The sequence below is a fragment of the Actinomadura sp. NPDC049382 genome (assembly GCF_040677125.1).
Lineage (GTDB): Bacteria > Actinomycetota > Actinomycetes > Streptosporangiales > Streptosporangiaceae > Spirillospora > Spirillospora geliboluensis.
In genome coordinates this window covers 1-22412 of sequence record NZ_JBFARO010000130.1, presented here as the reverse complement: position 1 = coordinate 22412, position 22412 = coordinate 1, and the positions used below count along the sequence as shown (strand labels likewise).

The 22412-nt window shown below is 73.3% G+C and carries 24 protein-coding genes; 19 read left to right on the top strand and 5 right to left on the bottom strand.

All coding sequences use genetic code 11. The features are described from left to right. The 15 genes from infB to AB0K34_RS39165 form a co-directional block, all read left to right on the top strand. The coding region (gene infB / locus AB0K34_RS39235; RefSeq protein ID WP_364553823.1) for a translation initiation factor IF-2 at positions 1 to 2031 on the top strand (2031 nt) is incomplete at its 5' end. A 224-nt stretch (positions 2032 to 2255) separates the two neighbouring features. Then, a complete protein-coding gene (locus AB0K34_RS39230; RefSeq protein WP_138633510.1) occupies positions 2256 to 2552 on the top strand; it encodes a DUF503 domain-containing protein in 297 nt (98 codons plus the stop codon). A gap of 260 nt (positions 2553 to 2812) precedes the next feature. Further along, on the top strand, positions 2813 to 3295 hold the full coding sequence (gene rbfA, locus AB0K34_RS39225) for a 30S ribosome-binding factor RbfA (RefSeq protein WP_138633469.1): 483 nt from the start codon (positions 2813 to 2815) through the stop codon (positions 3293 to 3295). Then, positions 3292 to 4452, top strand: coding sequence for a bifunctional oligoribonuclease/PAP phosphatase NrnA (locus AB0K34_RS39220; RefSeq protein WP_301176807.1), 1161 nt, complete (start codon positions 3292 to 3294; stop codon positions 4450 to 4452). The genes rbfA and AB0K34_RS39220 overlap by 4 nt, the downstream gene beginning before the upstream one ends. Positions 4453 to 4467: 15 nt before the next feature. Beyond that, positions 4468 to 5340, top strand: a complete 873-nt coding sequence (gene truB / locus AB0K34_RS39215) for a tRNA pseudouridine(55) synthase TruB (RefSeq protein ID WP_301176806.1) — start codon at positions 4468 to 4470, stop codon at positions 5338 to 5340. Between the two features lie 168 nt (positions 5341 to 5508). Beyond that, the gene (locus AB0K34_RS39210) at positions 5509 to 6177 is read left to right on the top strand and encodes a hemolysin III family protein (RefSeq protein ID WP_240807142.1); all 669 of its coding nucleotides are present in this window, start codon (positions 5509 to 5511) and stop codon (positions 6175 to 6177) included. Between the two features lie 96 nt (positions 6178 to 6273). Then, on the top strand, positions 6274 to 7218 hold the full coding sequence (locus AB0K34_RS39205) for a bifunctional riboflavin kinase/FAD synthetase (protein ID WP_138633462.1): 945 nt from the start codon (positions 6274 to 6276) through the stop codon (positions 7216 to 7218). 223 nt (positions 7219 to 7441) lie between these two features. Continuing rightward, positions 7442 to 7711, top strand: a complete 270-nt coding sequence (gene rpsO / locus AB0K34_RS39200) for a 30S ribosomal protein S15 (RefSeq protein ID WP_021599383.1) — start codon at positions 7442 to 7444, stop codon at positions 7709 to 7711. Positions 7712 to 8011: 300 nt separating this feature from the next. Continuing rightward, a complete protein-coding gene (locus AB0K34_RS39195; protein ID WP_138633500.1) occupies positions 8012 to 10339 on the top strand; it encodes a polyribonucleotide nucleotidyltransferase in 2328 nt (775 codons plus the stop codon). Between the two features lie 91 nt (positions 10340 to 10430). Next, positions 10431 to 11750, top strand: coding sequence for a pitrilysin family protein (locus AB0K34_RS39190; RefSeq protein WP_364553819.1), 1320 nt, complete (start codon positions 10431 to 10433; stop codon positions 11748 to 11750). 84 nt (positions 11751 to 11834) lie between these two features. Beyond that, positions 11835 to 12206, top strand: a complete 372-nt coding sequence (locus AB0K34_RS39185) for a phage holin family protein (protein WP_138633456.1) — start codon at positions 11835 to 11837, stop codon at positions 12204 to 12206. A 90-nt stretch (positions 12207 to 12296) separates the two neighbouring features. Beyond that, positions 12297 to 12920, top strand: a complete 624-nt coding sequence (locus tag AB0K34_RS39180) for an NAD(P)H-dependent oxidoreductase (protein ID WP_364553817.1) — start codon at positions 12297 to 12299, stop codon at positions 12918 to 12920. Between the two features lie 37 nt (positions 12921 to 12957). Next, a complete protein-coding gene (gene dapB / locus AB0K34_RS39175) occupies positions 12958 to 13695 on the top strand; it encodes a 4-hydroxy-tetrahydrodipicolinate reductase (protein WP_364553815.1) in 738 nt (245 codons plus the stop codon). Beyond that, positions 13695 to 14231, top strand: a complete 537-nt coding sequence (locus AB0K34_RS39170) for a transglutaminase family protein (protein ID WP_138633447.1) — start codon at positions 13695 to 13697, stop codon at positions 14229 to 14231. Before dapB ends, AB0K34_RS39170 begins: the two co-directional genes overlap by 1 nt. A 104-nt stretch (positions 14232 to 14335) precedes the next feature. Further along, positions 14336 to 15175: a hypothetical protein gene (locus tag AB0K34_RS39165; RefSeq protein WP_138633445.1), complete on the top strand. Its 840-nt coding sequence runs from the start codon at positions 14336 to 14338 to the stop codon at positions 15173 to 15175. A 16-nt stretch (positions 15176 to 15191) separates the two neighbouring features. Here the strand turns inward: AB0K34_RS39165 and modA are convergent, their stop codons facing one another. Next, positions 15192 to 15971: a molybdate ABC transporter substrate-binding protein gene (modA, locus tag AB0K34_RS39160; RefSeq protein WP_138633442.1), complete on the bottom strand. Its 780-nt coding sequence runs from the start codon at positions 15969 to 15971 to the stop codon at positions 15192 to 15194. Between the two features lie 113 nt (positions 15972 to 16084). Here modA and AB0K34_RS39155 point away from each other — a divergent pair, with 113 nt between their 5' ends. Further along, positions 16085 to 16759 carry a uracil-DNA glycosylase gene (locus AB0K34_RS39155; protein WP_364553812.1) on the top strand — a complete coding sequence of 225 codons (675 nt, stop codon included), beginning with the start codon at positions 16085 to 16087 and terminating at the stop codon, positions 16757 to 16759. A 75-nt stretch (positions 16760 to 16834) separates the two neighbouring features. Next, positions 16835 to 17845, top strand: a complete 1011-nt coding sequence (locus AB0K34_RS39150) for a hypothetical protein (protein ID WP_364553810.1) — start codon at positions 16835 to 16837, stop codon at positions 17843 to 17845. Here the strand turns inward: AB0K34_RS39150 and AB0K34_RS39145 are convergent. From AB0K34_RS39145 to AB0K34_RS39130, 4 genes are all read right to left on the bottom strand, one after another. Then, positions 17809 to 18675, bottom strand: coding sequence for a 1,4-dihydroxy-2-naphthoate polyprenyltransferase (locus AB0K34_RS39145; protein ID WP_138633433.1), 867 nt, complete (start codon positions 18673 to 18675; stop codon positions 17809 to 17811). The genes AB0K34_RS39150 and AB0K34_RS39145 overlap by 37 nt on opposite strands. 34 nt (positions 18676 to 18709) lie before the next feature. After that, positions 18710 to 20362: an MFS transporter gene (locus AB0K34_RS39140; protein WP_364553808.1), complete on the bottom strand. Its 1653-nt coding sequence runs from the start codon at positions 20360 to 20362 to the stop codon at positions 18710 to 18712. 81 nt (positions 20363 to 20443) lie between these two features. Next, entirely contained in the window at positions 20444 to 20983 is a 540-nt protein-coding gene (locus tag AB0K34_RS39135; RefSeq protein ID WP_364553806.1) for a GNAT family N-acetyltransferase, read from the bottom strand. 39 nt (positions 20984 to 21022) lie between these two features. Continuing rightward, positions 21023 to 21580, bottom strand: a complete 558-nt coding sequence (locus AB0K34_RS39130) for a CGNR zinc finger domain-containing protein (RefSeq protein WP_364553804.1) — start codon at positions 21578 to 21580, stop codon at positions 21023 to 21025. A 124-nt stretch (positions 21581 to 21704) separates the two neighbouring features. On the opposite strand from AB0K34_RS39130, the gene AB0K34_RS39125 reads away from it, so the two are divergent. Further along, the gene (locus tag AB0K34_RS39125; RefSeq protein ID WP_364553802.1) at positions 21705 to 21983 is read left to right on the top strand and encodes a hypothetical protein; all 279 of its coding nucleotides are present in this window, start codon (positions 21705 to 21707) and stop codon (positions 21981 to 21983) included. Further along, entirely contained in the window at positions 21980 to 22339 is a 360-nt protein-coding gene (locus AB0K34_RS39120) for a VOC family protein (RefSeq protein WP_171068822.1), read from the top strand. The genes AB0K34_RS39125 and AB0K34_RS39120 overlap by 4 nt, the downstream gene beginning before the upstream one ends. Positions 22340 to 22412: the final 73 nt, after the last annotated feature.

Here is a 22412-nt window from a genome sequence, read left to right as displayed (position 1 = left end):
GGCGGCGGCGGCTTCGGTGGCCCGCGCGCGGGCGGCGGCGGTCGTCCCGGCGGCGGCTTCGGCGGTCCCCGCCCAGGTGGCGGCGGTCGCGGCCGCGGCGGCACGCAGGGCGCGTTCGGACGTCCCGGGGGCCGGCCGGCCCGCGGGCGCAAGTCGAAGCGCGCGCGTCGTCAAGAGTTCGAGAACATGCAGGCGCCCGCCGCCGGCGGCGTCTCGGCTCCCCGCGGCAACGGCAAGACGATCCGGCTGCCGCAGGGCGCGACCCTGACCGACTTCGCCGAGAAGATCGGCGCCAACCCGGCGTCGCTCGTCGCGATCATGATGCATCTCGGCAAGATGGTCACCGCGACCCAGTCGGTCGACCCCGACGACCTCATGGCGCTCGGGCTCGAGCTGGACTTCGACGTCCAGGTCGTCAGCCCCGAGGACGAGGACCGCGCACTGCTCGAGTCGTTCGACATCGAGTACGGCGAGGACGAGGGCGGCGAGGAGAACCTCCAGTCGCGTCCGCCGGTGGTCACCGTCATGGGCCACGTCGACCACGGTAAGACCAAGCTGCTGGACGCCGTCCGGCACGCCAACGTGCAGGCGGGCGAGGCCGGCGGCATCACCCAGCACATCGGCGCCTACCAGGTCGAGACCGAGGTCGACGGCGAGGACCGCAAGATCACCTTCATCGACACCCCGGGTCACGAGGCGTTCACCGCCATGCGCGCCCGCGGTGCCGACACCACCGACCTGGTGGTGCTGGTGGTCGCCGCGGACGACGGCGTCAAGCCGCAGACCACCGAGGCGATCGACCACGCCACCGCGGCCGGGGTCCCGATCGTCGTCGCGGTCAACAAGATCGACGTCGAGGGCGCGGACCCGAACCGGGTGCGCGCGCAGCTGACCGAGTACGGCCTGGTCGCCGAGGAGTTCGGCGGTTCGACGCAGTTCGTCGACGTGTCCGCCAAGCAGGGCACCAACATCGACGGGCTGCTGGAGGCGATCATCCTGACCGCCGACGCCGAGCTCGACCTGAAGGCCAACCCCGACATGCCCGCCCAGGGCTCGGCCATCGAGGCCCACCTGGACAAGGGCCGGGGCGCCGTGGCGACCGTGCTGGTGCAGCGCGGCACGCTCCGGGTCGGCGACTCGATCGTCTGCGGCGTGGCCAACGGCCGCGTCCGGGCGATGCTCGACGAGAACGGCAACAACCTCGAGGAGGCGGGCCCGTCCCGTCCGGTGATGGTGCTCGGCCTCGCGGCCGTGCCCGGCGCGGGCGACAACTTCCTGGTCGTCGACGACGACCGGATCGCCCGGCAGATCGCCGACAAGCGGGTGGCGCGCAAGCGCAACGCCGAGCTGCTCAAGAGTCGCAAGAGCAGCTCCCTGGAAGAACTGTTCAAGGACTTCCAGGAGGGCAAGCGGCAGGAGCTGCTGCTCATCCTCAAGGGCGACGTGTCGGGTTCCGTCGAGGCGCTGGAGGACTCGCTCCTCAAGATCGACGTGGGCGACGAGGTCAGCCTGCGGATCATCCGCCGCGGTGTCGGCGCGATCACGCAGGACGACGTCAACCTGTCGCTGGCGTCCGAGGAGGGCGCGGTCATCATCGGCTTCAACGTGCGGCCGGAGCGCAACGCGCAGGAGCTGGCCGACCGCGAGGGCGTCGACATCCGGTACTACTCGATCATCTACCAGGCGATCGAGGAGATCGAGGCGGCCCTCAAGGGCATGCTCAAGCCGGAGTTCGAGGAGGCCCAGCTCGGCACCGCGGAGGTCCGCGAGATCTTCAAGGTGCCGCGGATCGGCAACGTGGCCGGCTCGATGGTCACCTCGGGGATCATCCAGCGCAACGCCAAGGCCCGCCTCGTCCGCGACGGCGTCGTGGTCGCCGACAACCTCACGGTGTCGTCGCTGCGCCGCTTCAAGGACGACGCGACCGAGGTCCGCGAGGGCTTCGAGTGCGGCATCGGCGTCGGTTACAACGACATCAAGCTCGGCGACGTCATCGAGTGCTTCGAGATGCGGGAGAAGCCCCGCGTCTGAGGCCCGGCGGCCCGTCCGCCCGGCTCCGCCCCTGCGGGCGCGGGCCGGGCGGCGGCCGGCTCGTCGCCGATGTGATCGTTAAATCGGATGACAGGACGCCAGGCGGATCTTCTAGCCTGGCGTCCTGCATGTCCGGCCCCGTCCGCCGCCCGGCGGCGCGGGCCGGGAACACGGCGGGTGATCCCCGTCGTTCCAACCAGACAGATCCCGAGGTGATCGACCAGGTGTACGTGGGTGCGCTGACACTCGACCTGCTGCTGGGGGACGTCCGCTCGCTGAAGCAGAAGCGGTCCGTCGTCCGGCCCATCATCGCCGAGGTGCACAAGCACTTCCCGGCGGTGGCCGTCGCCGAGACCGGCGGCAACGACCTGCACCGCAGGGCGGAGATCGGGGTGGCGGTGGTCTCGGGCTCGGCCGCCAACTGCACCCAGGTGCTCGACCAGTGCGAACGCCTGGTGGCCGGACGGCCGGAGATCGAACTGCTGTCCGCCCGCCAGCGGATCTTCCACGACGAGGACTGAACGGCGTCCGCAACGGAGCGCCAGCGGAGTGGAGGACGACGTTCAGTCTCCGTTCGAGGGTGTGGGGGTCGTCCCCCACAATGAACCGGACGGCGTCCGCAACGGAGCGCCAGCGGAGTGGAGGACGGTCGTCCCCCACAATGAACCGGACGGCGTTCGGTCTTCCCGGTCGGGGGGTGGGGGAGTGCCCCCACAATGGAACTTCGGTGCCGGCGCCGGACCACAGAGGGGTCGGCAGACCATAGAAAGGGAGTGCGATCATGGTGGACGCAGCTCGGGCGCGCAAGCTCGCCGACCGCATCCAGCAGATCGTGGCCGAGATGCTGGAGAGGCGGATCAAGGATCCGCGGCTCGGCTTCGTGACCGTGACGGACACCCGCATCACCAACGACCTGCGCGACGCGACCGTCTACTACACGGTGTACGGGTCGGACGGCGAGCGCGCCGAGACGGCCGCCGCGCTGGAGAGCGCCAAGGGCGTCATCAGGTCGGAGGTGGGCAGGAAGACGGGCGTCCGGCACACGCCCAGCATCACCTTCGTCATGGACTCCCTGATGGAGAACGCGGCCCACATCGACGACCTGCTGGCCAAGGCCCGCGCCAGGGACGCCGAGGTCGCGCGCGCCGCGCAGGACGCGTCCCCGGCCGGTGAGGCGAACCCGTACCGGGAGCCCGCCGCCGACGACGACCTCGACGAGGACGCCGACGACGAGGACGGCCGTTCCCGGCCCCCGTCCTCGTGAACGGCCCCGAGGGCCGCGCGGAGGCCGCGGCCTCCGGGGGGCCGGAGGAGTGCCGGCTGCACGACGCGGACGGCCACGCCGCGGGCGGCCATGACATCGTGCCGCGCGGCGGGGGCGGCGGAGTGCGCGGCCCCGCCGCGCCGGCCGCGCCCGCCGCACCGGCCGCCGACCTGGAGTGGGACCGTGCGATCCAGCTGATCCGCGCGGCGGAGGAGATCTGCCTCGTCTGCCATGTGGCGCCGGACGGCGACGCGCTCGGCTCCATGCTGGCGCTCGCGCAGGCGCTCCGCGCACTCGGCAAGCGGTGCGTGGCCTCGTTCGGGGAGCCGTTCACGGTCCCGGCGATCCTGCGCTTCCTGCCGGGGCAGGAGCTGCTGGTGGAGCCCGCCCGGGTGCCCGCCGCCCCGGAGCTGATGATCTCCCTGGACGCGGCCGGCCGGGCGCGGCTCGGCGGCCTCGCCGGGCACGCCGACCGGGCCGGCGCGCTGGTCGTCGTCGACCACCACGCGTCCAACACCGGGTTCGGCGGCGTGCGGCTCGTCGACCCGGACGCTGCGGCCACCGCGGTGCTGGTCGAGGAGCTGATCCGCCGGCTCGGCGTCCCGCTCGACCGCGACATCGCGCAGGGCCTGTACGCGGGGCTCGCCAGCGACACCGGGTCGTTCAAGTACCCGTGCACGACGCCGGAGGTGCACAACCTCGCGGGGCGGTTGCTGACGGCGGGCGTCCGGCCCGACGCGGTCAGCCGCGAGCTGTGGGACCGGGCCCCGTTCGGCTACCTGCAGGTGCTCGCGGGCGCGCTGGCGCGGGCCCGGCTGGAGCGCGACGCGGCCGCCGGCCTCGGCCTGGTGTGGACGACGATCGCCCGCTCCGACCGGGCCGCCCGCGACGTCGAGTACGACCAGCTCGAAGGGGTCATCGACCAGCTCAGGCGCACCGACGAGGCCGAGGTCGCGGTGGTGTGCAAGGAGAACGACCGGGGCGAGTGGTACGTCTCCACCCGCTCCAAGGGCGCGATCGACGTCGGCCGCGCCTGCGTGGAGCTCGGCGGCGGCGGGCACCGCACGGCCGCCGCGTTCACCATGGGCGGGGAGCCCGCCGCCATCATCGACCGGCTGCGCGCGGCGCTGCGCGTGCCCGGTGACCTCGACGACTGACCTTTCGGAGCGCGCGTGGACAACTCGGGACTCGTCATCGTGGACAAGCCCGCCGGCTGGACGTCGCACGACGTCGTCGGGAAGATGCGGCGGCTGGCGAAGACCCGGCGGGTCGGGCACGCGGGCACGCTCGACCCGATGGCGACGGGCGTGCTCGTGCTCGGCGTCGGCAAGGCCACCCGCCTCCTCGGCCACCTCGCGCTGACGGAGAAGGGGTACGACGCGACGATCCGCCTGGGGCAGTCGACCAACACCGACGACGCGGAGGGCGAGATCACCGCGACGGCGTCCGCCGCGTCCGTGGCCGACGAGGCGCTGCGCGCGGGCGTGGCGGCGCTGACCGGGCCGATCCAGCAGGTCCCGCCGCAGGTCAGCGCGATCAAGGTGAACGGAGAGCGGGCGTACAAGATGGCCCGCAAGGGCGAGGACGTGGCGCTCGCGGCCCGCCCCGTGACCGTGCACTCGTTCACGGTCACCGACGTGCGGCGCGAGGGCGACCTGATCGACGTGGACGCGTCGGTCGCCTGCTCGTCCGGCACCTACATCCGGGCGCTGGCCCGCGACCTCGGCGCGTCCCTCGGCTGCGGCGGCCATCTGACGGCGCTGCGCCGCACCCGTGTCGGGCCCTACGACCTGGCCATGGCGCGGACCCTCGACCAGTTCGCGGAGAAGCCGGAGATCCTGCCGATGGGCGAGGCGGTCGCCGCGGTGTTCCCGCGCCGGGACGTCTCGGCCGACGACGCCCGCAAGATCGCGCACGGCGGGCGGCTGCCGGCGGCCGGGCTGGGCCCGGGGCCGGTGGGCGTCTTCGCCCCGGACGGGACGCTGCTCGCCCTCGTCGAGGAGCGGGGCGGGCAGGCCAAGCCCCTCGCCGTCTTCGTCCCCTGACCCACCTGGAACGACCTTCTAGCCTTCGGGTCTTTACCCGTACGCGCTCTACCCGGACCCGGACCCGGGCAATACACCCGTGGTGCGCATCACCGGGTGAAAGTGCTGCGCGAAAACCTACGGGCGCGTAACCTACGAGAGCGTAAGTTACTGAGGCAGGAGGTGTCCGTGACCACTGTGAAGGACCACCCCCCGGTGGCGTCCCCCACCCGGCCGCGGCTGCGCGGCTGGCTGCACCTCGGCGCGTTCCCCGCGGTGCTGGTCGCCGGGCTCGTGCTGGTGGCGCTCGGCCCGAGCGTCCACGCGCGGCTCGCGTCGGCGGTGTACGTGGCGACATCGGGGATGCTGTTCGGGATCTCGGGGACGTACCACCGGCAGCAGTCGCACCGGCTGATCGAGGTGCTGCGCCGGTTCGACCATGCCAACATCTACCTGATCATCGCGGGGACGTACACCCCCTTCGCGGTCGTCGCCCTGGACGGCGGCGTGCGGCTCGCCGTCCTCATCACCGTCTGGACGGGCGCCGTCGCGGGCGTCGTCTTCCGCACCGCCTGGATCGGCGCCCCGCGCGCCCTCTACGTGACCCTCTACATCGTCCTCGGCTGGGTCGCGGTGTTCTTCCTGCCGCAGTTCCTGGACGGCGCCGGCACCGCCGCGTGCGTGCTGGTCGCGGCCGGCGGGATCTGCTACAGCGTCGGAGGCGTCGTCTACGGGCTGCGCCGCCCCGACCCGTCGCCGCGCTGGTTCGGCTTCCACGAGGTGTTCCACGCCTGCACGCTCGCCGCCTACGTCCTGCAGTACATCGCGGTGTCGCTGGTCGTCTACCAGTCCGGCTGACGGGTACCCCTGGGTGCGACCTCGCGGCCCCCGTCATGGCACTCTTGAGGGCGGCAGGAGAATACCGGCAGGCATGCCCTACGCAGGGAGAGAATGGTGCGGCGTTGGAATGGCCTCGACGAGGTTCCCGCGGACTGGGGCCGTTCAGTGATCACCATCGGGGTGTTCGACGGGGTGCACCGCGGCCATCAGCGGATCGTCGGCGCCGCGGCCGAGGAGGCCCGGCGCCGCGGCCTGCGCTCGGTGGTCATCACGTTCGACCCGCACCCCGACGAGGTCGTCCGGCCGGGCACCCATCCGCCGCTGCTCGCCACCACCCGGCGGCGCGTGGAGCTGCTGGAGGGGCTCGGCACGGACGCGGTCGCGGTCGTCCCGTTCACCCTTGAGCTGTCCAAGGTGCCGCCGGACGAGTTCGTGCAGTCGGTCCTGGTCGACCGGCTGCACGCCGCCCACGTGATCGTCGGCGAGGACTTCCGCTTCGGCCACAAGGCCAAGGGAGACGTCGCGCTGCTGCGCGAGCTCGGCGAGAAGTACGACTTCACCGCCGAGGGCATGCCGCTCGTGGCGAACGGCGGCACGATCTCCTCCACCTACATCCGGGGCCGGCTCGACGCGGGCGACGTCGGGGCGGCGGCGCGGGCGCTCGGCCGGCCGCACCGCGTGGAGGGCATCGTGGTGCGCGGCCACCGGCGCGGCCGCGCGCTCGGGTTCCCGACGGCGAACCTGGAGACGGCGGCGAACACCGCGATCCCGGCCGACGGCGTCTACGGCGGCTGGCTGGTCTGCGACTCCGAGCGCTACCCGGACTTCCGCTGGCCCGCCGCGATCTCCATCGGGACGAACCCGACGTTCGAGGGCGCGGGGGAGCGGACCGTCGAGGCGTACGCGCTGGACCGCGACGACCTCGACCTGTACGGCGAGCACATGGCCGTGGACTTCACCGCCCGCATCCGCGACACCCTGAAGTTCGACTCGATCGACGCGCTGATCGAGGAGATGCGCCGGGACGTGGACCGCGCCAGGGAGATCACCTCCGAGTGACCCGGGCGGAGCGCGCGTTTCCGCCGCGTACCCTGCGACAACACCGGTTCTCGCTTCGTGACTGCGTGGGTTTCCGGCATGGTACGGTGAATAGTCGCCGGGAAGGGCCCCGGCGCGGCGAGCTGCACCCTCATGCGGCCCGCCACCCTCTGAAACGCACCATGCGGACCCGTGCGCCCTCCGGGCCCGGATCTGCGGGTGACGATCCCATCGAAGGAGCCACGTGTCGCTCGACACCGCCACGAAGAACCAGATCATCGCCGAGTACGCGACCACTGAGGGTGACACCGGATCCCCGGAGGTCCAGGTCGCGCTGCTGACGCGCCGCATCAACGATCTGACCGAGCACCTCAAGGAGCACAAGCACGACCACCACAGCCGCCGCGGACTGCTGCTGCTGGTCGGCCGTCGCCGCCGCCTCCTGAAGTACCTGAGCAACAAGGACATCAACCGCTACCGGCAGCTGATCGAGCGACTCGGCCTGCGCCGCTAGCACGCTGAGGGAGTGGCCCGCGCGGGCCACTCCCTTCCTTTTACCGGTCGGCGGCCGCCGACCGGTATCCGGCCGCCGGGCCCGCCCAGGCCCCGGCCGCACAACTGCAGACAAGCCTCGCGGACACCGCTGGTGCGGGCCGGTCCTCGGTAGTGGCTTCCGGATCCGTTCCGCCGCACCGGCGGGGGATCTCGATCCGGGTGCTTCGATCGAAGACCGGCAGCGTGACAAGCCACGGGAAACGGCCGCGAGGACCGACATGGAACCCTGAGGAGGTTTCCCGTGACAGAAGCCGTGCGCATCGACGGAGCGCAGAGCACCGAGGCCGTGATCGACAACGGCGCCTTCGGCACCCGTACCATCCGCTTCGAGACGGGCCGGCTGGCCCGGCAGGCGGCCGGCTCGGCCGTCGCCTACCTCGACGACGAGACGATGGTGCTGTCGGCGACCACCGCGTCCAAGAAGCCCAAGGACAACCTGGACTTCTTCCCGCTGACCGTGGACGTCGAGGAGCGGATGTACGCGGCCGGGCGCATCCCCGGCTCGTTCTTCCGCCGCGAGGGCCGGCCCTCCGAGGACGCGATCCTCACCTGCCGGCTGATCGACCGGCCGCTGCGCCCGTCGTTCACCAAGGGCCTGCGCAACGAGATCCAGATCGTCGAGACGATCATGGCGCTGCACCCCGACCACCTGTACGACGTCGTGGCGATCAACGCCGCCTCGATGTCCACCCAGCTGGCCGGGCTGCCGTTCTCCGGCCCGATCGGCGGCGTCCGCGTCGCGCTGATCGACGGCCAGTGGGTCGGCTTCCCCACCCACCCCGAGCTGGAGCGCGCCACCTTCGACATGGTCGTCGCCGGCCGCGTGCTGGCGGACGGCGACGTCGCGATCATGATGGTCGAGGCGGAGTCCACCCGCGACACGCTCAAGCTCGTCGGCGAGGGCGCCACCGCCCCGACGGAGGAGACCGTCGCCGAGGGCCTGGAGGCGGCCAAGCCGTTCATCAAGGTGCTCTGCAAGGCGCAGAGCGACCTCGCGGCCGTCGCGGCCAAGGAGACCGCCGAGTACCCGATCTTCCTGGACTACCAGGACGACGTGCTCACCGCCGTCACCGACGCCGTCAGCGGCGACCTGGCGCAGGCGCTCACCATCGCCGGCAAGCAGGAGCGCGAGACCCGGCTCGACGAGATCAAGGCGGCCGCCGCCGAGAAGCTCGCCGAGCAGTTCGAGGGGCGCGAGAAGGAGATCTCCGCCGCCTACCGCGCCGTCACCAAGAAGCTGGTCCGCGAGCGGGTCATCCGCGAGGGGCTGCGCATGGACGGCCGCGGGCTGAAGGACATCCGCCAGCTCACCGCGGAGGCGCACGTCGTCCCGCGCGTGCACGGCTCGGCGCTGTTCGAGCGCGGCGAGACCCAGATCCTCGGCGTGACGACGCTGAACATGCTCCGCATGGAGCAGACGATCGACACGCTGAACCCCGAGCGCACCAAGCGCTACATGCACAACTACAACTTCCCGCCGTACTCGACCGGTGAGACCGGCCGGGTCGGCTCGCCGAAGCGGCGCGAGATCGGGCACGGCGCGCTCGCCGAGCGCGCGCTGATCCCGGTGCTGCCGTCGCGCGAGGAGTTCCCGTACGCGATCCGGCAGGTGTCGGAGGCGCTCGGCTCCAACGGCTCCACCTCGATGGGCTCGGTCTGCGCGTCCACCATGTCGCTGCTGGACGCGGGCGTCCCGCTCAAGCAGATGGTGGCGGGCATCGCGATGGGCCTGATCAACGAGGGCGACGAGTACGTCACGCTCACCGACATCCTCGGCGCCGAGGACGCGTTCGGCGACATGGACTTCAAGGTCGCCGGCACCCGCGACCTGATCACCGCGCTGCAGCTCGACACCAAGCTCGACGGCATCCCCGCCTCGGTGCTGGCCGCCGCGCTGAAGCAGGCCAAGGGCGCCCGCCTGGCGATCCTGGACGTGATGCAGGAGGCCATCGAGGCGCCCGCCGAGATGAGCCCGAACGCGCCGCGGATCATCACGATCAAGGTCCCGGTCGACAAGATCGGCGAGGTCATCGGCCCCAAGGGCAAGATGATCAACTCGATCCAGGACGACACCGGCGCCGACATCACGATCGAGGACGACGGCACCATCTACGTCGGCGCCACCGACGGGCCGTCCGCCGAGGCCGCCCGGCAGGCGATCAACTCGATCGCGAACCCGCACATGCCGGAGGTCGGCGAGCGGTTCCTCGGCACCGTCGTCAAGACCACCACGTTCGGCGCGTTCGTGTCGCTGCTGCCCGGCAAGGACGGCCTGCTGCACGTCTCGCAGATCCGCAAGCTGCACGGCGGAGCCCGGATCGAGAACGTCGAGGACGTGATGGGCGTCGGCGAGAAGATCCAGGTCGAGGTCACCGAGATCGACCAGCGCGGCAAGCTGTCGCTGGTGCCGGTCGAGGTGATCGAGCGGGAGGCCGCGGAGAAGGGCGACGCCGGTGACGGCGAGGCCCCGGCCGCCGCGGACGACGGCGACTCCGGCGAGCGCCGGGAGCGCCGCGACGAGGGCGACCGCCGCCCGCGCCGCCGCCGCACCCGCCGCGGTGACGAGTCCGGCCAGCGCAACTCCTGACCCGTGCGACGACCGACCGGCACGCCCTCGGCGGGGGCGTGCCGGTCGGCCGCTTTCTCCGACCTTCCATCGACCGGAATGTGAGCGACACGTGACGCTGCCGGCGCGGGCGCAGGAGCCCGGCACCACCACCACGATCCACACCGACGGGGCCGGCGCGGTGCGCCGCACCGTGCTGCCCGGCGGGCTGCGGATCATCACCGAGACGATGCCGACCGTGCGGTCCGCCGCGTTCGGGATCTGGTCGGCGGTCGGTTCCCGCGACGAGGCGCCCGCCGACGCGGGGGCCAGCCACTACCTGGAGCACGTGCTGTTCAAGGGGACGCGGCGGCGGTCGGCGCTGGAGATCTCCGCCGCGGTCGACGCGGTCGGCGGCGACCTCAACGCGTTCACCGCCAAGGAGTACACCTGCTACTACGCGCGGGTGCTGGACGCCGACCTGCCGCTCGCCGTGGACGTCGTGTCGGACATGGTGGCCGACTCGGTCAACCGGCCCGAGGACGTCGAGGCCGAGCGCGGGGTGATCCTCGAAGAGATCCACATGCGCGACGACGACCCCGGCGACCTCATCCACGACGAGTTCTCCACCGCGCTGTACGGCGACACCCCGCTCGGCCGCCCCATCCTCGGCAGCGAGGACTCGATCAACGCCCTGTCGCGGGACCGCATCCACGGCTACTACCGGGAGCACTACGTCCCGTCCAAGCTGGTGGTGTCGGTGGCCGGGAACATCGACCACGCCGAGGTCGTGCGGCTGGTGTCGGAGGCGTTCGCCGAGCACCTGACCGGTGACGCCGAGCCCGCCGCGCCGCGCCTGGACGGCACGCCCGCGCCGGTCGACCCGCGCAGCGTGGTGATCGACAAGGACACCGAGCAGGCGCACATCATCCTCGGCGGGGCCGGGGTGTCGCGCACCGACGACCGCCGGTTCGCGCTCGGCGTGCTGAACGCCGCGCTCGGCGGCGGCATGTCGTCCCGCCTGTTCCAGGAGATCCGGGAGAAGCGGGGCCTCGCCTACTCGGTCTACAGCTACACCGCGCAGTACGCCGACTCCGGCATCTTCGGCGTCTACGCGGGCTGCCAGCCCGCCAAGGCCGAGGAGGTCCTGTCGATCTGCCGGGACGAGCTGGGCCGGGCCGCCGAGGAGTGCCTGACCGCCGAGGAGCTGGAGCGCGGGAAGGGGCAGCTGCGCGGCGCCATGGTGCTCGGCCTGGAGGACACCGGCTCCCGCATGAGCCGCATCGGCAAGAGCGAGCTGGTCTACGAGTCGCTGCTGCCGGTGGACGAGGTGCTGGCCCGCATCGAGGCCGTGACCCTCGACGATGTCCGCGCCATCGCCCGTGAGGTGCTGGCGGGCCCGCAGGCCCTCACCGTGATCGGCCCGGTCGGCGACCGCGACTTCAGCGCGTGACCCGCGCGACCCGCGTGACCCTCGTGACTCGCGAGGGCCGCGTGATCCGTTAGGGATCGGCGCGCCCGGGGTAGACCGGGCCGCGTGAAGATCCTCATCAGGGTGGTCATCGCCGCGATCGCGCTGTGGGTCGCGGAGGCGGCCCTCGACGGCGTCGAGCTCACCGCGGGGAGCACGACCGAGCGCGTGCTCACGCTGCTGGGCGTCGCCGTGATCTTCGGTGTGGTCAACGCCGTGCTGAAGCCCGTGATCCAGGTGCTGGGCTGCGCCTTCTACGTGCTGACCCTCGGGCTGTTCGCGCTGCTGGTGAACGCGGGGCTGCTCATGCTGACGAGCTGGATCGCGGGCGAGCTCGGGCTGCCCTTCCATGTGGAGTGGTTCTGGCCGGCGTTCTGGGGAGCGATCATCATCGGCGTCGTGAGCTGGCTGCTCAACCTGTTCGTCGCCGACGACTGACGGAGGCTTGTTAACCGGACCGGAGTCCGTTACCGTTCTCAGGGTAACCGGACTGCGGTCCGTATGCTTTCCGTCGAGAGGAACCCCCTCATGTCCCGCCTGCTGCACATCTCCGCGTCCCCCCGAGGCGCCGAGTCCGAGTCCCTGGCGATCGCGGAGTCGTTCCTGGACGCCTACCGCGAGGTCCACGGCGACACCGTCGACCACTTCGACCTGTGGGACGGCACCCTCCCCGCGTTCGGCCCGGCCGGCGCCGGCGCCAAGATGACCGTGCTCGCCGGAGGCGACCCGTCCGGCGACCAGGCCGCCGCGTGGCGGGCCGCCCGCGCCGCCTTCGAGCGCTACGACTCCTACGACCGCTACCTGTTCAGCGTCCCGATGTGGAACTCCAGCGTGCCGTACGTCCTCAAGCAGTTCATCGACGTGGTCTCCCAGCCCGGCTGGGTGTTCGCGTTCGACCCCGAGAAGGGCTACAGCGGGCTCCTCCACGGCAAGAAGGCCGCCATCGTGTACACGAGCGCCGTCTACGGGGAGGGCCGCCCGCCCGCGTTCGGCCGCGACCACCAGGCGCCCTTCCTGGAGGGCTGGCTGCGCTGGACGGGGGTCACCGACCTCAGCACCGTCGAGTTCCGCCCCAACCTCGCCACGGCCGACGCCGAGACCGGGCGCCGCACCGCCCACGCCGAGGCGCGCGAGCTGGGCAAGCGCTTCTGACGATAGGCTCGGGCGGGACGCCAACCGGGAGGAACACGTGACAAAGGTCGGGGTGCTGGGCGCGCAGGGCCGGATGGGCGCCGAGGTGTGCCGTGCCGTGCAGGGGGCCGGCGACATGGAGCTCGTCGCGGCCGTCGACCAGGGCGACGCGCTCGACGCGCTCACCGCCGCCGAGGTCGTCGTCGACTTCACCCACCCCGGCGTCGTCATGGACAACCTCAAGTGGTGCGTGGAGCGCGGCCTGCACGCCGTCGTCGGAACCACCGGGTTCGACCCCTCCCGCCTCGACACGGTCCGCTCCTGGCTGACCGACGACTCGTCGGGGAACGTCCTCATCGCCCCGAACTTCGGGATCGGCGCGGTCCTGATGATGCACTTCGCCCAGCAGGCCGCGCCGTTCTTCGAGTCCGTCGAGATCGTCGAGACGCACCACCCGAACAAGGCCGACGCCCCGTCCGGCACCGCCTACCGCACCGCCGAGCTGGTCGCCGCCGCCCGCGCGGAGGCCGGGGTGGGCGCGTCCCCGGACGCGACCGTCTCCGAGGTCGCGGGCGCCCGCGGCGCCGACGTGGACGGCGTGCGCGTGCACGCGGTCCGCATGTCCGGCGCCGTCGCCCACCAGGAGGTCGTCCTCGGCGGCCACGGCGAGCTGTTCACGATCCGGCACGACGCGATGAACCGCGAGTCGTTCATGCCGGGTGTGCTGCTCGCCGTCCGCAAGGTCCCCGAGCTGGACCGCCTCACCCTCGGCATCGAGACGCTGCTCGGCCTGTGATGGACTTCGCCGCCCAGCCCTGGGACTACCTCGGCGCGTCTGAGGCGATCGACATCGAGCACCCGCTCGTCCAGTCGATCGCCGCCGAGCTGCGCACCGGCGACGACATCGCCTACGCCCACGCCGCGTTCGACCACGTCCGCGACAAGGTCGTCCACTCGATGGACGGCGGCGACCCGCGCGTCGTCTGGCGGGCCTCCGACGTCCTGGAGCAGCGGACCGGCCTCTGCTACGCCAAGGCCCACGCCTACGTCGCCCTGCTGCGCGCGGGCGGCGTCCAGGCGGGCCTGTGCTACCAGGAGTCGTCCGGCTTCCTGCACGGCCTCACCGCCGCCCTGGTGGACGACCGCTGGGTCCTGCTCGACCCCCGGGGCAACAAGCCGGGCATCGACGTCCAGTTCTCCCCGTCCGAGCACCGCCTGGCGTTCCCCGGCGACCCGGTGCTCCCCACGGTCTACGCGGAACCGCCGGAGTCGGTCCTGGAGGGCCTCAAGGCCATGCGCGCGCCCGAGGTCCTCACCGGCCCGCTCCACTGAACCCGCGCCCCGGACGACCCCCGCGCACGACGGCACCGCGACCGACCCGGTCCTGAGCACCGGCGGGGTTGTGCGGGCCGTCGCGGCGGCTTAGCGTTCGCCGGATGGATGCGACGCTCGCGCGGGACATGTGGAAGGTCATCGAGCCGCTGCACGCGGTGACGTACTTCGCCGAGGAGTGCCTGGCGGCCAACAAGGACGTCGGGCTCAAGGGCTTCTGGATGGGCTACTTCGGCAGCCGGGCAGCACCGCTCGGGGCGGTGCCGGCGGGGGCGGTCGAGGCGGTGTTCTTCGGCTTCCATCCGGCGCGGGTGCGGCGGGCCGTGCCCGACGCGTGGAGCTTCGCGTCGCCGGAGAGCATCCTGCGCGTGCGGGGCGCGGCGGCGGCGCGCACGCTGCGGCGGGTCTTTCCCGCGATCGAGGACGTCGCGGTGCGGGCCGCGCCGCTCCTGCGCGAGGCCGTCCTCGCCGCCGATCCGGGGGGCCGCGCGCTGTTCGCGGCCAACCGGGACCTGGACGTCCCCGAGGATCCCGTGGAGGCGCTCTGGCAGGCGGCCACGGCGCTGCGCGAGCATCGCGGCGACGGGCACGTCGCCCTGCTCGCCGCCGAGGGGCTGAGCGGCCTGGAGGCGAACGTGCTGGCGTCCGCCGTCGGCGTCGTCCCGGCGGAGCGGCTGCAGCAGAGCCGGGGATGGTCGCCCGAGGAGTGGGACGCGGCGGCCGGCGCGCTGGCCCGGCGCGGCCTCGTGGCCGGCGGGGAGGCCACGGACGAGGGCCGGGCGCTCAAGGACCGGATCGAGCGGCGCACCGACGTACTGGCCGCGCGCCCGTACGGCGTCCTGGCCGACCCGGAGGCGCTCCGCGCGTCGCTCGTCCCGGCGGCGAAGGCGGCGGCGGGCGAGATGCCCTTCCCCAACCCGATCGGCCTGCCCCGCGTCGGCTAGCGCCCGCCGCGGGGGCTCAGCGGGGCGAGACGGGGTTGGGGAAGCCGTACTTGTGGAAGAGCTTCTGCGCGGTGGGCTTGAGCAGCCACGTGACGAACGCCGCCGCCTCCTCGGGGTGCTCGGAGTCCAGGAGGGGCGCGGCGGGGAAGGCGGCGATGACGTTCTGCTCCGCCGGGATGGCGACGCTGCTCGCCGCCACCCCCGCCGAGCGCAGGTCGGTGATGTAGACGATCCCCGCGTCGGCCTCCCCGGAGCGGACCTGGTCCAGGACGGCCCGGGAGCCGATCTCCTCGGAGTTCCAGTGCACGGTCAGCGCCGACTTCGCGAGGGCCTGGCGGGTGTAGCGGCCCACCGGGACCGAGCCCGCGCCGACCACCACGCGCAGCCCCGGGCGCCGCAGGTCGCTCAGCCCCCGGATGCGCTTGGGGTTGCCGGGGCCGACCGCGATGGTGAGCGTGTCGTGCGTGACGATCCGGGGGCGTCCCGCCAGGTGGTCGGCGGCCTCCTCCAGAGCGGCCCGGTCGGCGGTCACCAGCGCGTCGGCGGGGGCGTGGTCCGACAGGCGGTCGACGATCTCCGGGGAGCCGCCGAACACGAACCGCAGCTTCACGCCGGGGTGCTCCTGGTGGTAGGCCGCGCCCATCTCGCCGAAGACCTCGGTCAGGGCGGAGGTGGCGAGGACGGTCAGCGTCACCGGCCCGGACGGGCCGCCGCAGCCCGCGCCGAGGGCGGGCACGGCGAGCGCGGCGAGCAGCACGGACGCGCGGAGGCGCCGCCTACGGGGGGAATGGGGCATATGGCCTCATCCTAAGGTCGGGTCCTTTGCGCACCCGTGATTCGGCCCTGGCGTGTCAGTGGCGCGCACTAATGTTTGCGGCAACTGGTGATCACGTTCTCGGAGGCCCGACGATGTCCCTCGACCTGATGGAACTGCTGCCCGGCGACTGGCGGGAGCGGCTCGACCCGCTGCTCGACCCGATCGCCACCGCCGCGCTGGGCGCGTTCGTCGCGGGGGAGTACGCCGCGCAGACCGTCTACCCGCCGCGCGACGACCTGTTCAACGCGTTCAGGCACTGCTCGTTCGACGGCACCCGGGTGCTGATCCTCGGGCAGGACCCCTACCACGGCCCCGGCCAAGCGCACGGGCTCAGCTTCAGCGTCCGGGACGGGGTGCGGCTGCCGCCGTCGCTGCGCAACATCTACAAGGAGCTGGCCGCCGACCTCGACGTCCCGGTGGCGGCGTCCGGCGACCTCACCCGCTGGGCCGACCAGGGCGTGCTGCTGCTGAACGCGGTGCTGACCGTCCGCGCGGGGGAGGCGGGCTCGCACGCCGGCAAGGGCTGGGAGGACTTCACCGACGCCGCGATCCGCGCGCTGAACGACAAGAGCGAGCGGGTCGTGTTCGTGCTCTGGGGCGCCTACGCCCGCAAGAAGGCCCGCCTGATCACCGGGCCGCAGCACACCGTGATCGAGTCGGCGCACCCGAGCCCGCTCAGCGCGAAGAAGTTCTTCGGGACGCGCCCGTTCAGCGCGGTCAACAAGGCCCTCGTCGACGCGGGCCTGGCCGAGATCAGCTGGGGGTAGCTCCATCCGGCGGGGGAGCCGGTTCCCCCGGCGGCGGGAGGTGCGCGGCGGCCGCCCCGCGGCATCGTCGTGGGCATGACCGTTACAGCTCATGTGCTCACCGGGCGGACGCGGGCCGCGCGCGGCGGGCCGGGCCGCCTGCGCCTGGCCGTCTGCGCCGCGACGATCGCCGCGTGCGTCCCCTACCTCACCATCAAGATCGCGTGGCTGGCCGGCAGCACGGCCGGCTGGAACGACACCGAGGCGGCGCGGGACTCCGCGCTCTACGTCGGCAACGCGGTCACCATGGTCATGGACGCGATGGCCGTGCTGGTCGCGCTGGCGTTCACGTTCCGGTGGGGCCGGCGCATCCCGGCGTGGCTGGTGCTGGCGCCCATCTGGATCGCGGTCGGGCTGCTCGCGCCGATCGTCCTCTCCGTTCCGCTGGGCACGCTGCTGCAGGCCGTCTTCGCGCCCGATTCGCTGTCGGTCGGTGACAACGCGCTCCAGGGCTGGGTCTACGGCGTCGTCTACGCGGGCTTCACCGGGCAGGGGCTCGGCCTGCTCGCGGCCTTCGTCCTGTACGCGCGGGACCGGTGGACGGACGTCTTCACCATCCGCACGCAGGACGTCCCCAAGGGCGCGACCCACCAGCTACAGGTGCTGCTGACGGGCACGGCGAGCGTGTTCGCGGCGGTCTTCGCCTCCGTCCACCTCTTCTGGGCGATCGGCGGGACGGTGGGGCTCCGCAAGGCCGAACTCTCCGACCGGAACCTGACCCAGCACCTGAGCGACGGCGTGTGGGGCGTGCTGGCACTCGCCGGCGCCGCCGCCCTGCTCGCGCTCGTCCAGCGCCGCGGCCGCCCGGCGCGGTTCGTCGTCCCGCTGGCCTTCGCCTGGGTCGGCGCGGCCACCACGTTCGCGTGGTCGCTCTACATGCTCATGGTGACGCTCGGCCAGCCCGGCATGCTGGCGTCCGACACGACCGTGGGGGCGAACCTCACCGCGCTCGCCGGGCTGTTCGCCGGGCTCCTCATGGGGGTCGCGGGCGCGGCCCTGCTCACCGAGCGTCAGAGCGCGAGGCCGATCGCGAGCAGCGCGCCGTAGGCGATCTGGAGCCGGCCGGTCTCGCCCAGCACGGGGATCAGGGCGGGGCCGGCCGCGCCGTTCAGCACCTTCTGCGTCGGCGGCAGCGACAGCGGCGCGGCGAGCAGCGCGAGCAGCGCCCACGGGTGCGGCGCGGCCAGCACCAGCGCGAACATGAACGGCAGCGCGGCGCACGCCGCGTACAGGATGCGGGTCCAGGGGCCGCCGAGCAGCACGGCGAGGGTCCGCTTGCCCGACTCCCGGTCGGTCGGGATGTCGCGGAGGTTGTTGGCGACGAGCAGCGCGCAGGCCAGCAGCCCGATCGGGACCGCCGCCGCCCACGCCTCCCACGGCAGCGCCTCGACCTGGACGTACACCGTCCCGACGACGGCGACGAGGCCGAAGAACACGAACACCGACACCTCGCCGAGGGCGCGGTAGCCGTACGGCGTCTTGCCGCCGGTGTAGAACCAGGCGGCGAGGATCGCGACCGCGCCGACCAGCAGCAGCCACCAGGTCGTCACGGCGGCGAGCACGAGCCCGGCGACCGCGGCGGCGAGGAAGCAGCCGAGCGCGGCGGCGAGGACCTGCTTCGGCGGGGCGGCCTTCGACCCGACGAGGCGGAGCGGCCCGACGCGGTCCTCGTCGGTGCCGCGGATGCCGTCGCTGTAGTCGTTGGAGTAGTTCACCCCGATCTGCAGGACGAGGGCGACGAACCCGGCGAGGGCGGCGCGCCACCAGACGGGCTGGCCCTCGCCGACCGCGACGCCGGTGCCGACGACGACGGGAACGAGGGACGCGGGCAGGGTGCGGGGCCGGGATCCGGCGACCCATTGGGAGAGCGTGGCCACAGTTACCGCTTGTTCTCGTTGGACGACAGGGGGACTACCGCTTCGATTCTCCCCGACGGGGATCACCGCTCGGGCGCAGCCGCAGCGACGCGGCGAGCCCGAGCGCGAGGATCGCCGCGGTGGTGAGCGCCGCGTGCCGGGTGGCGGCGGCGAGGCTGGCGTCGGCCGCGCGGGCCTCCGCCGCCAGTCCGGGTGCGGCGTGCAGGTCGCGGCCGTAAGTGCCGGCGCTCTCCCGCAGGTCGTGCGCCATCGCGGCCTGCCGCGCGGGCGGCAGCGCGGACTCCGCGGCCAGCCGGTCGGCCATCGCGTGCCCGAGGCCGGTGGCGAACACCGTCCCGATCGCGGCGATGCCGAGGGCCGCGCCGACCTGCCGGGCCGTCGACTGGGTGCCGGACGCCTGCCCGGACTGCTCCGGCGGGACGTCCGCGAGGGACACGTTCGTCAGCTGCGCCGACGTGAGGCCGAGGCCGATCCCGTACAGCAGCATCCAGGGCGCGAGCCCGAGCCCGCCGGTCGTCGCCGACACGGTGAGGGCCAGCCCGAGCACCGCGGCGACCTCCAGGACCATGCCGGCCTGGACGACCCGGTGCGCGCCCCGCCTGTTCGCGAGCCGGCCCGCGTACCCGCCGGACAGGAACGCGCCGACCGCGAGCGGCAGGATCGCGATACTGATCTGCAGCGGCCCGGTGCCGTGCACGCCCAGCAGGAACAGCGGGAGGACGAACAGCAGCCCCAGTTCGCCGACGTTGATGAGCGCGGACGCCAGGTTGCCGCGCCGGAAGTTCGGGATGCGGAACAGGGACATGTCGAGCATCACCGGCCGCCCGGCCGCCGCCCTGGACCGCTCCACGACGACCAGTGCGGCCAGGAGCACCGCGCCGAGCGCGAGGACCACCGGGACGGGCGACAGGCCCGTCTCCGGCCAGTGGAACCCGGCCAGCGAGAACGGGCGCGTCGCGGCCCACCAGCCGTACGTCTGCCCCTCGATGATCCCGCAGACGAGGGCGCCGAGCCCGAGCGCGGACAGCAGCCCGCCCGGCCAGTCGATCTCGCGGCGGGCGCTCCCGCCGCCCGGCCGCCGGGTCTCCGGCATCAGCCGCAGCGCCGCGGCGATGAGCACGGCGCCGAGCGGCAGGTTGATGCCGAACGCCCAGCGCCAGCCGCCGCCGGCCGCGACGGCGCCGCCGAGCAGCGGGCCGAGCGCGGCCATGCCGCTGATCATCGAGCCCCAGACGCCGAACGCGACGGCCCGGTCCCGCCCGGTGAAGACCGTGTTCAGCGTGGACAGCGCGGCCGGCATGACCATCGAGGCGCCGACGCCCTGCAGCGCCCGCGCGCCGATCAGGCCGGACCCGTCCCCGGCGAGCGCGGCGGCGACGCTCGCCGCCGCGAACACCGCGGTGCCGAGCACGAACATGCGGCGCCGCCCGAACAGGTCGCCGGCCCGCCCGAACGGGATCAGCAGCGCCGCGAACACCAGCGCGTAGACGGAGGTGACCCATTCGGCGTCGGTGGTGGTGAGGCCCAGGTCCGCGACGATCCGGGGGAGCAGCACGCCGACGATCGTGGCGTCCACGATGATCAGCGAGACGCCGAGGCTGATGACGGCCATCACGAGTCGGCGGTGCCGGACGGCGGGCACGGCCGCGGCGGGGCGCGGCGGTGTCAGGGAGAGGGACTCGGGCACGACCTCAAAGATATTGCGGGGCCGCGGGTGCACCTCACCGACCCCTGGTTAGCGGGCGGGGACGGGCGCGGCGCGCGCCCGTCAGGCGCTGATGTCGGTGTGCAGCCGGATCTGCCGGACGGGCTCGCCCATGTCGAGCGTGCGGGCCGTGCCGTCGGGGCCCCAGCCGGCCGAGCCGAGGAACGTCCGGGTGACCTCGTCGTCCTCGAAGACCCAGCTGACGAGGGTGGTGAAGCCGTCCTCGCGGAGCAGGTCGGCGGTCGCGGCGAGCAGCCGGCTGCCGTGCCCGGCGCGGGCGTGCGGCGGGTCGACCAGCAGCGTGATCAGCTCCGCGGTGGCGGCGGCGTCGAGGTCGGCGTCCTCGGCGGGGCCGTGCGCGGCGAACCCCACGACCAGGTCGGACGCCACCGCGACCAGCAGCCGGTGCCGGGGGCTCGGCGGCGCGGCGGCCGCCTCCGCCCACCGGTCCCGCCACGCCTCGACGGCGTCGGGCGCGGTCACCCGGTCGAGGACGCCGGCGGGCAGCAGCTCGCGGTACCCGTGCCGCCACGCCCGCACCTGGATGGCGGCGACGGCGGCCGCGTCCGCCCGGCGCGCGGGCCGCACCCCCACATCGGCCATGCCGTCCCCCCGTCCTCGCTCGGAAATCCGCCGCCCACCCTAGCGAGCCGCGGGGCGGCGGCGAGCCCGGTAGGCGCGGGTCTTGGTGCGGTTGCCGCAGACGCGCATCGAGCACCAGGCGCGGGAGCGGTTCTTGGACGTGTCGAGGAACGCCCAGCGGCAGGTGTCCTCCTGGCAGACCTTCAGCCGCGGCCACGTCCCGGCGGCGACCGCGTCCATGATCGCGGCGGCGACGCGGGCGAGGCCGGCGGCGGCCGTGCCGGGCGGGTCGAGCGGGACGAGCGCGGGGCGCGGCCCGGCGAGCGAGATCCGCAGCGGGAGGGCGGCGAGGGCGCCGTCCAGGCCGGCGGGGAAGTCGGCCTGCAGCGGCCCGTGGTGCGCGGCCATGGCCTCGCGGAGCCCCTCGCGGAGCACGGTCGCGGCGTGCACGTCGGCGTCGCCGGTCGCCGTGCCCGCGGGCACGAGGTCCCGTTCGGCCAGCCACGCGGCGAGGCCGGCGGGCGTGGCGATCCCGTCGGCCGCGGAGTCGATGTCGAGCGTGTTGACGAAGTCCGCCAGCAGCAGCGCGGGGTCTGGTGCGGGGTGCGCGTCGGTCATGACTTCTCCTGCTCGTCCAAGGAGAACTCTATCCGAGTTTCGACACCGTCATTCCTGTTTGACCGGTTGCATGGTGGCGACACCGGCGTTACGGTTTAGATGGTGTCAACGTCAGGAGGACGAGATGAACCAGCTGCCGTACCTGGCCGGCCTCGCCATGCGGCACGCCTGGGCGGAGCGCGAGTTCGCACGGCTGCACGCCGACCTCGTGGAGGCGCGGCTGAAGGCCCGCGCCCGCGACGCCGAGCGCGCCGCCCGGATCCGCCGCTGGCTGCTCGGCGGCGTGCCGGAGCGGTTCACCGCCCGGCGCCGCCCCGTCCCGCCGTCCCGGCCGGCGCCCGGCTGCCGCCGCGCGGCCGCCCGCTCAGCCCACGTCCCGCGAACCGCCGGAGGATTCCGATGACCGATGTGACCCCGAAGGTGACCACGCTCGTCTTCGACTGCGCCGACCTCGACGCCATGGCCGCCTTCTGGGGCGGGCTGCTCGGCATGAAGACGACCTCGCGCGAGGACGACTGGCTCGACCTGGAGCCGCTCGCCGGGGAGGGGCCGGTGCTGGCGTTCCAGCTCGTCCCCGAGGGCAAGGCGGTCAAGAACCGGCTGCACCTCGACCTGGACGTGCCCGACATCCGCGCGGCGGGGGAGCGGGCGCGGCGGCTCGGCGCCGTCCCGGACGGGGAGCCGATGGGCAACCCGGAGCGGCCCTTCCAGGTCTGGCACGACCCCGAGGGCAACGAGTTCTGCCTCTGCACGGCCTGACCGCGCGCCGCCGGCCGGGCCGCCCGCGCCCGGCCGGCCGGCGCCGGCTCACGACCCGAGGACGGTCGCGAGG

Bases quoted from the DNA above. Each gene is read 5' to 3' on its own strand.
- rbfA (WP_138633469.1), top strand. From the start codon at position 2,813: ATGGTGGACGCAGCTCGGGCGCGCAAGCTCGCCGACCGCATCCAGCAG.
- AB0K34_RS39180 (WP_364553817.1), top strand. From the start codon at position 12,297: ATGTCCCGCCTGCTGCACATCTCCGCGTCCCCCCGAGGCGCCGAGTCC.
- AB0K34_RS39170 (WP_138633447.1), top strand. From the start codon at position 13,695: ATGGACTTCGCCGCCCAGCCCTGGGACTACCTCGGCGCGTCTGAGGCG.
- AB0K34_RS39165 (WP_138633445.1), top strand. From the start codon at position 14,336: ATGGATGCGACGCTCGCGCGGGACATGTGGAAGGTCATCGAGCCGCTG.
- modA (WP_138633442.1), bottom strand. From the start codon at position 15,971: ATGCCCCATTCCCCCCGTAGGCGGCGCCTCCGCGCGTCCGTGCTGCTC.
- AB0K34_RS39155 (WP_364553812.1), top strand. From the start codon at position 16,085: ATGTCCCTCGACCTGATGGAACTGCTGCCCGGCGACTGGCGGGAGCGG.
- AB0K34_RS39150 (WP_364553810.1), top strand. From the start codon at position 16,835: ATGACCGTTACAGCTCATGTGCTCACCGGGCGGACGCGGGCCGCGCGC.
- AB0K34_RS39135 (WP_364553806.1), bottom strand. From the start codon at position 20,983: ATGGCCGATGTGGGGGTGCGGCCCGCGCGCCGGGCGGACGCGGCCGCC.
- AB0K34_RS39130 (WP_364553804.1), bottom strand. From the start codon at position 21,580: ATGACCGACGCGCACCCCGCACCAGACCCCGCGCTGCTGCTGGCGGAC.
- AB0K34_RS39125 (WP_364553802.1), top strand. From the start codon at position 21,705: ATGAACCAGCTGCCGTACCTGGCCGGCCTCGCCATGCGGCACGCCTGG.
- AB0K34_RS39120 (WP_171068822.1), top strand. From the start codon at position 21,980: ATGACCGATGTGACCCCGAAGGTGACCACGCTCGTCTTCGACTGCGCC.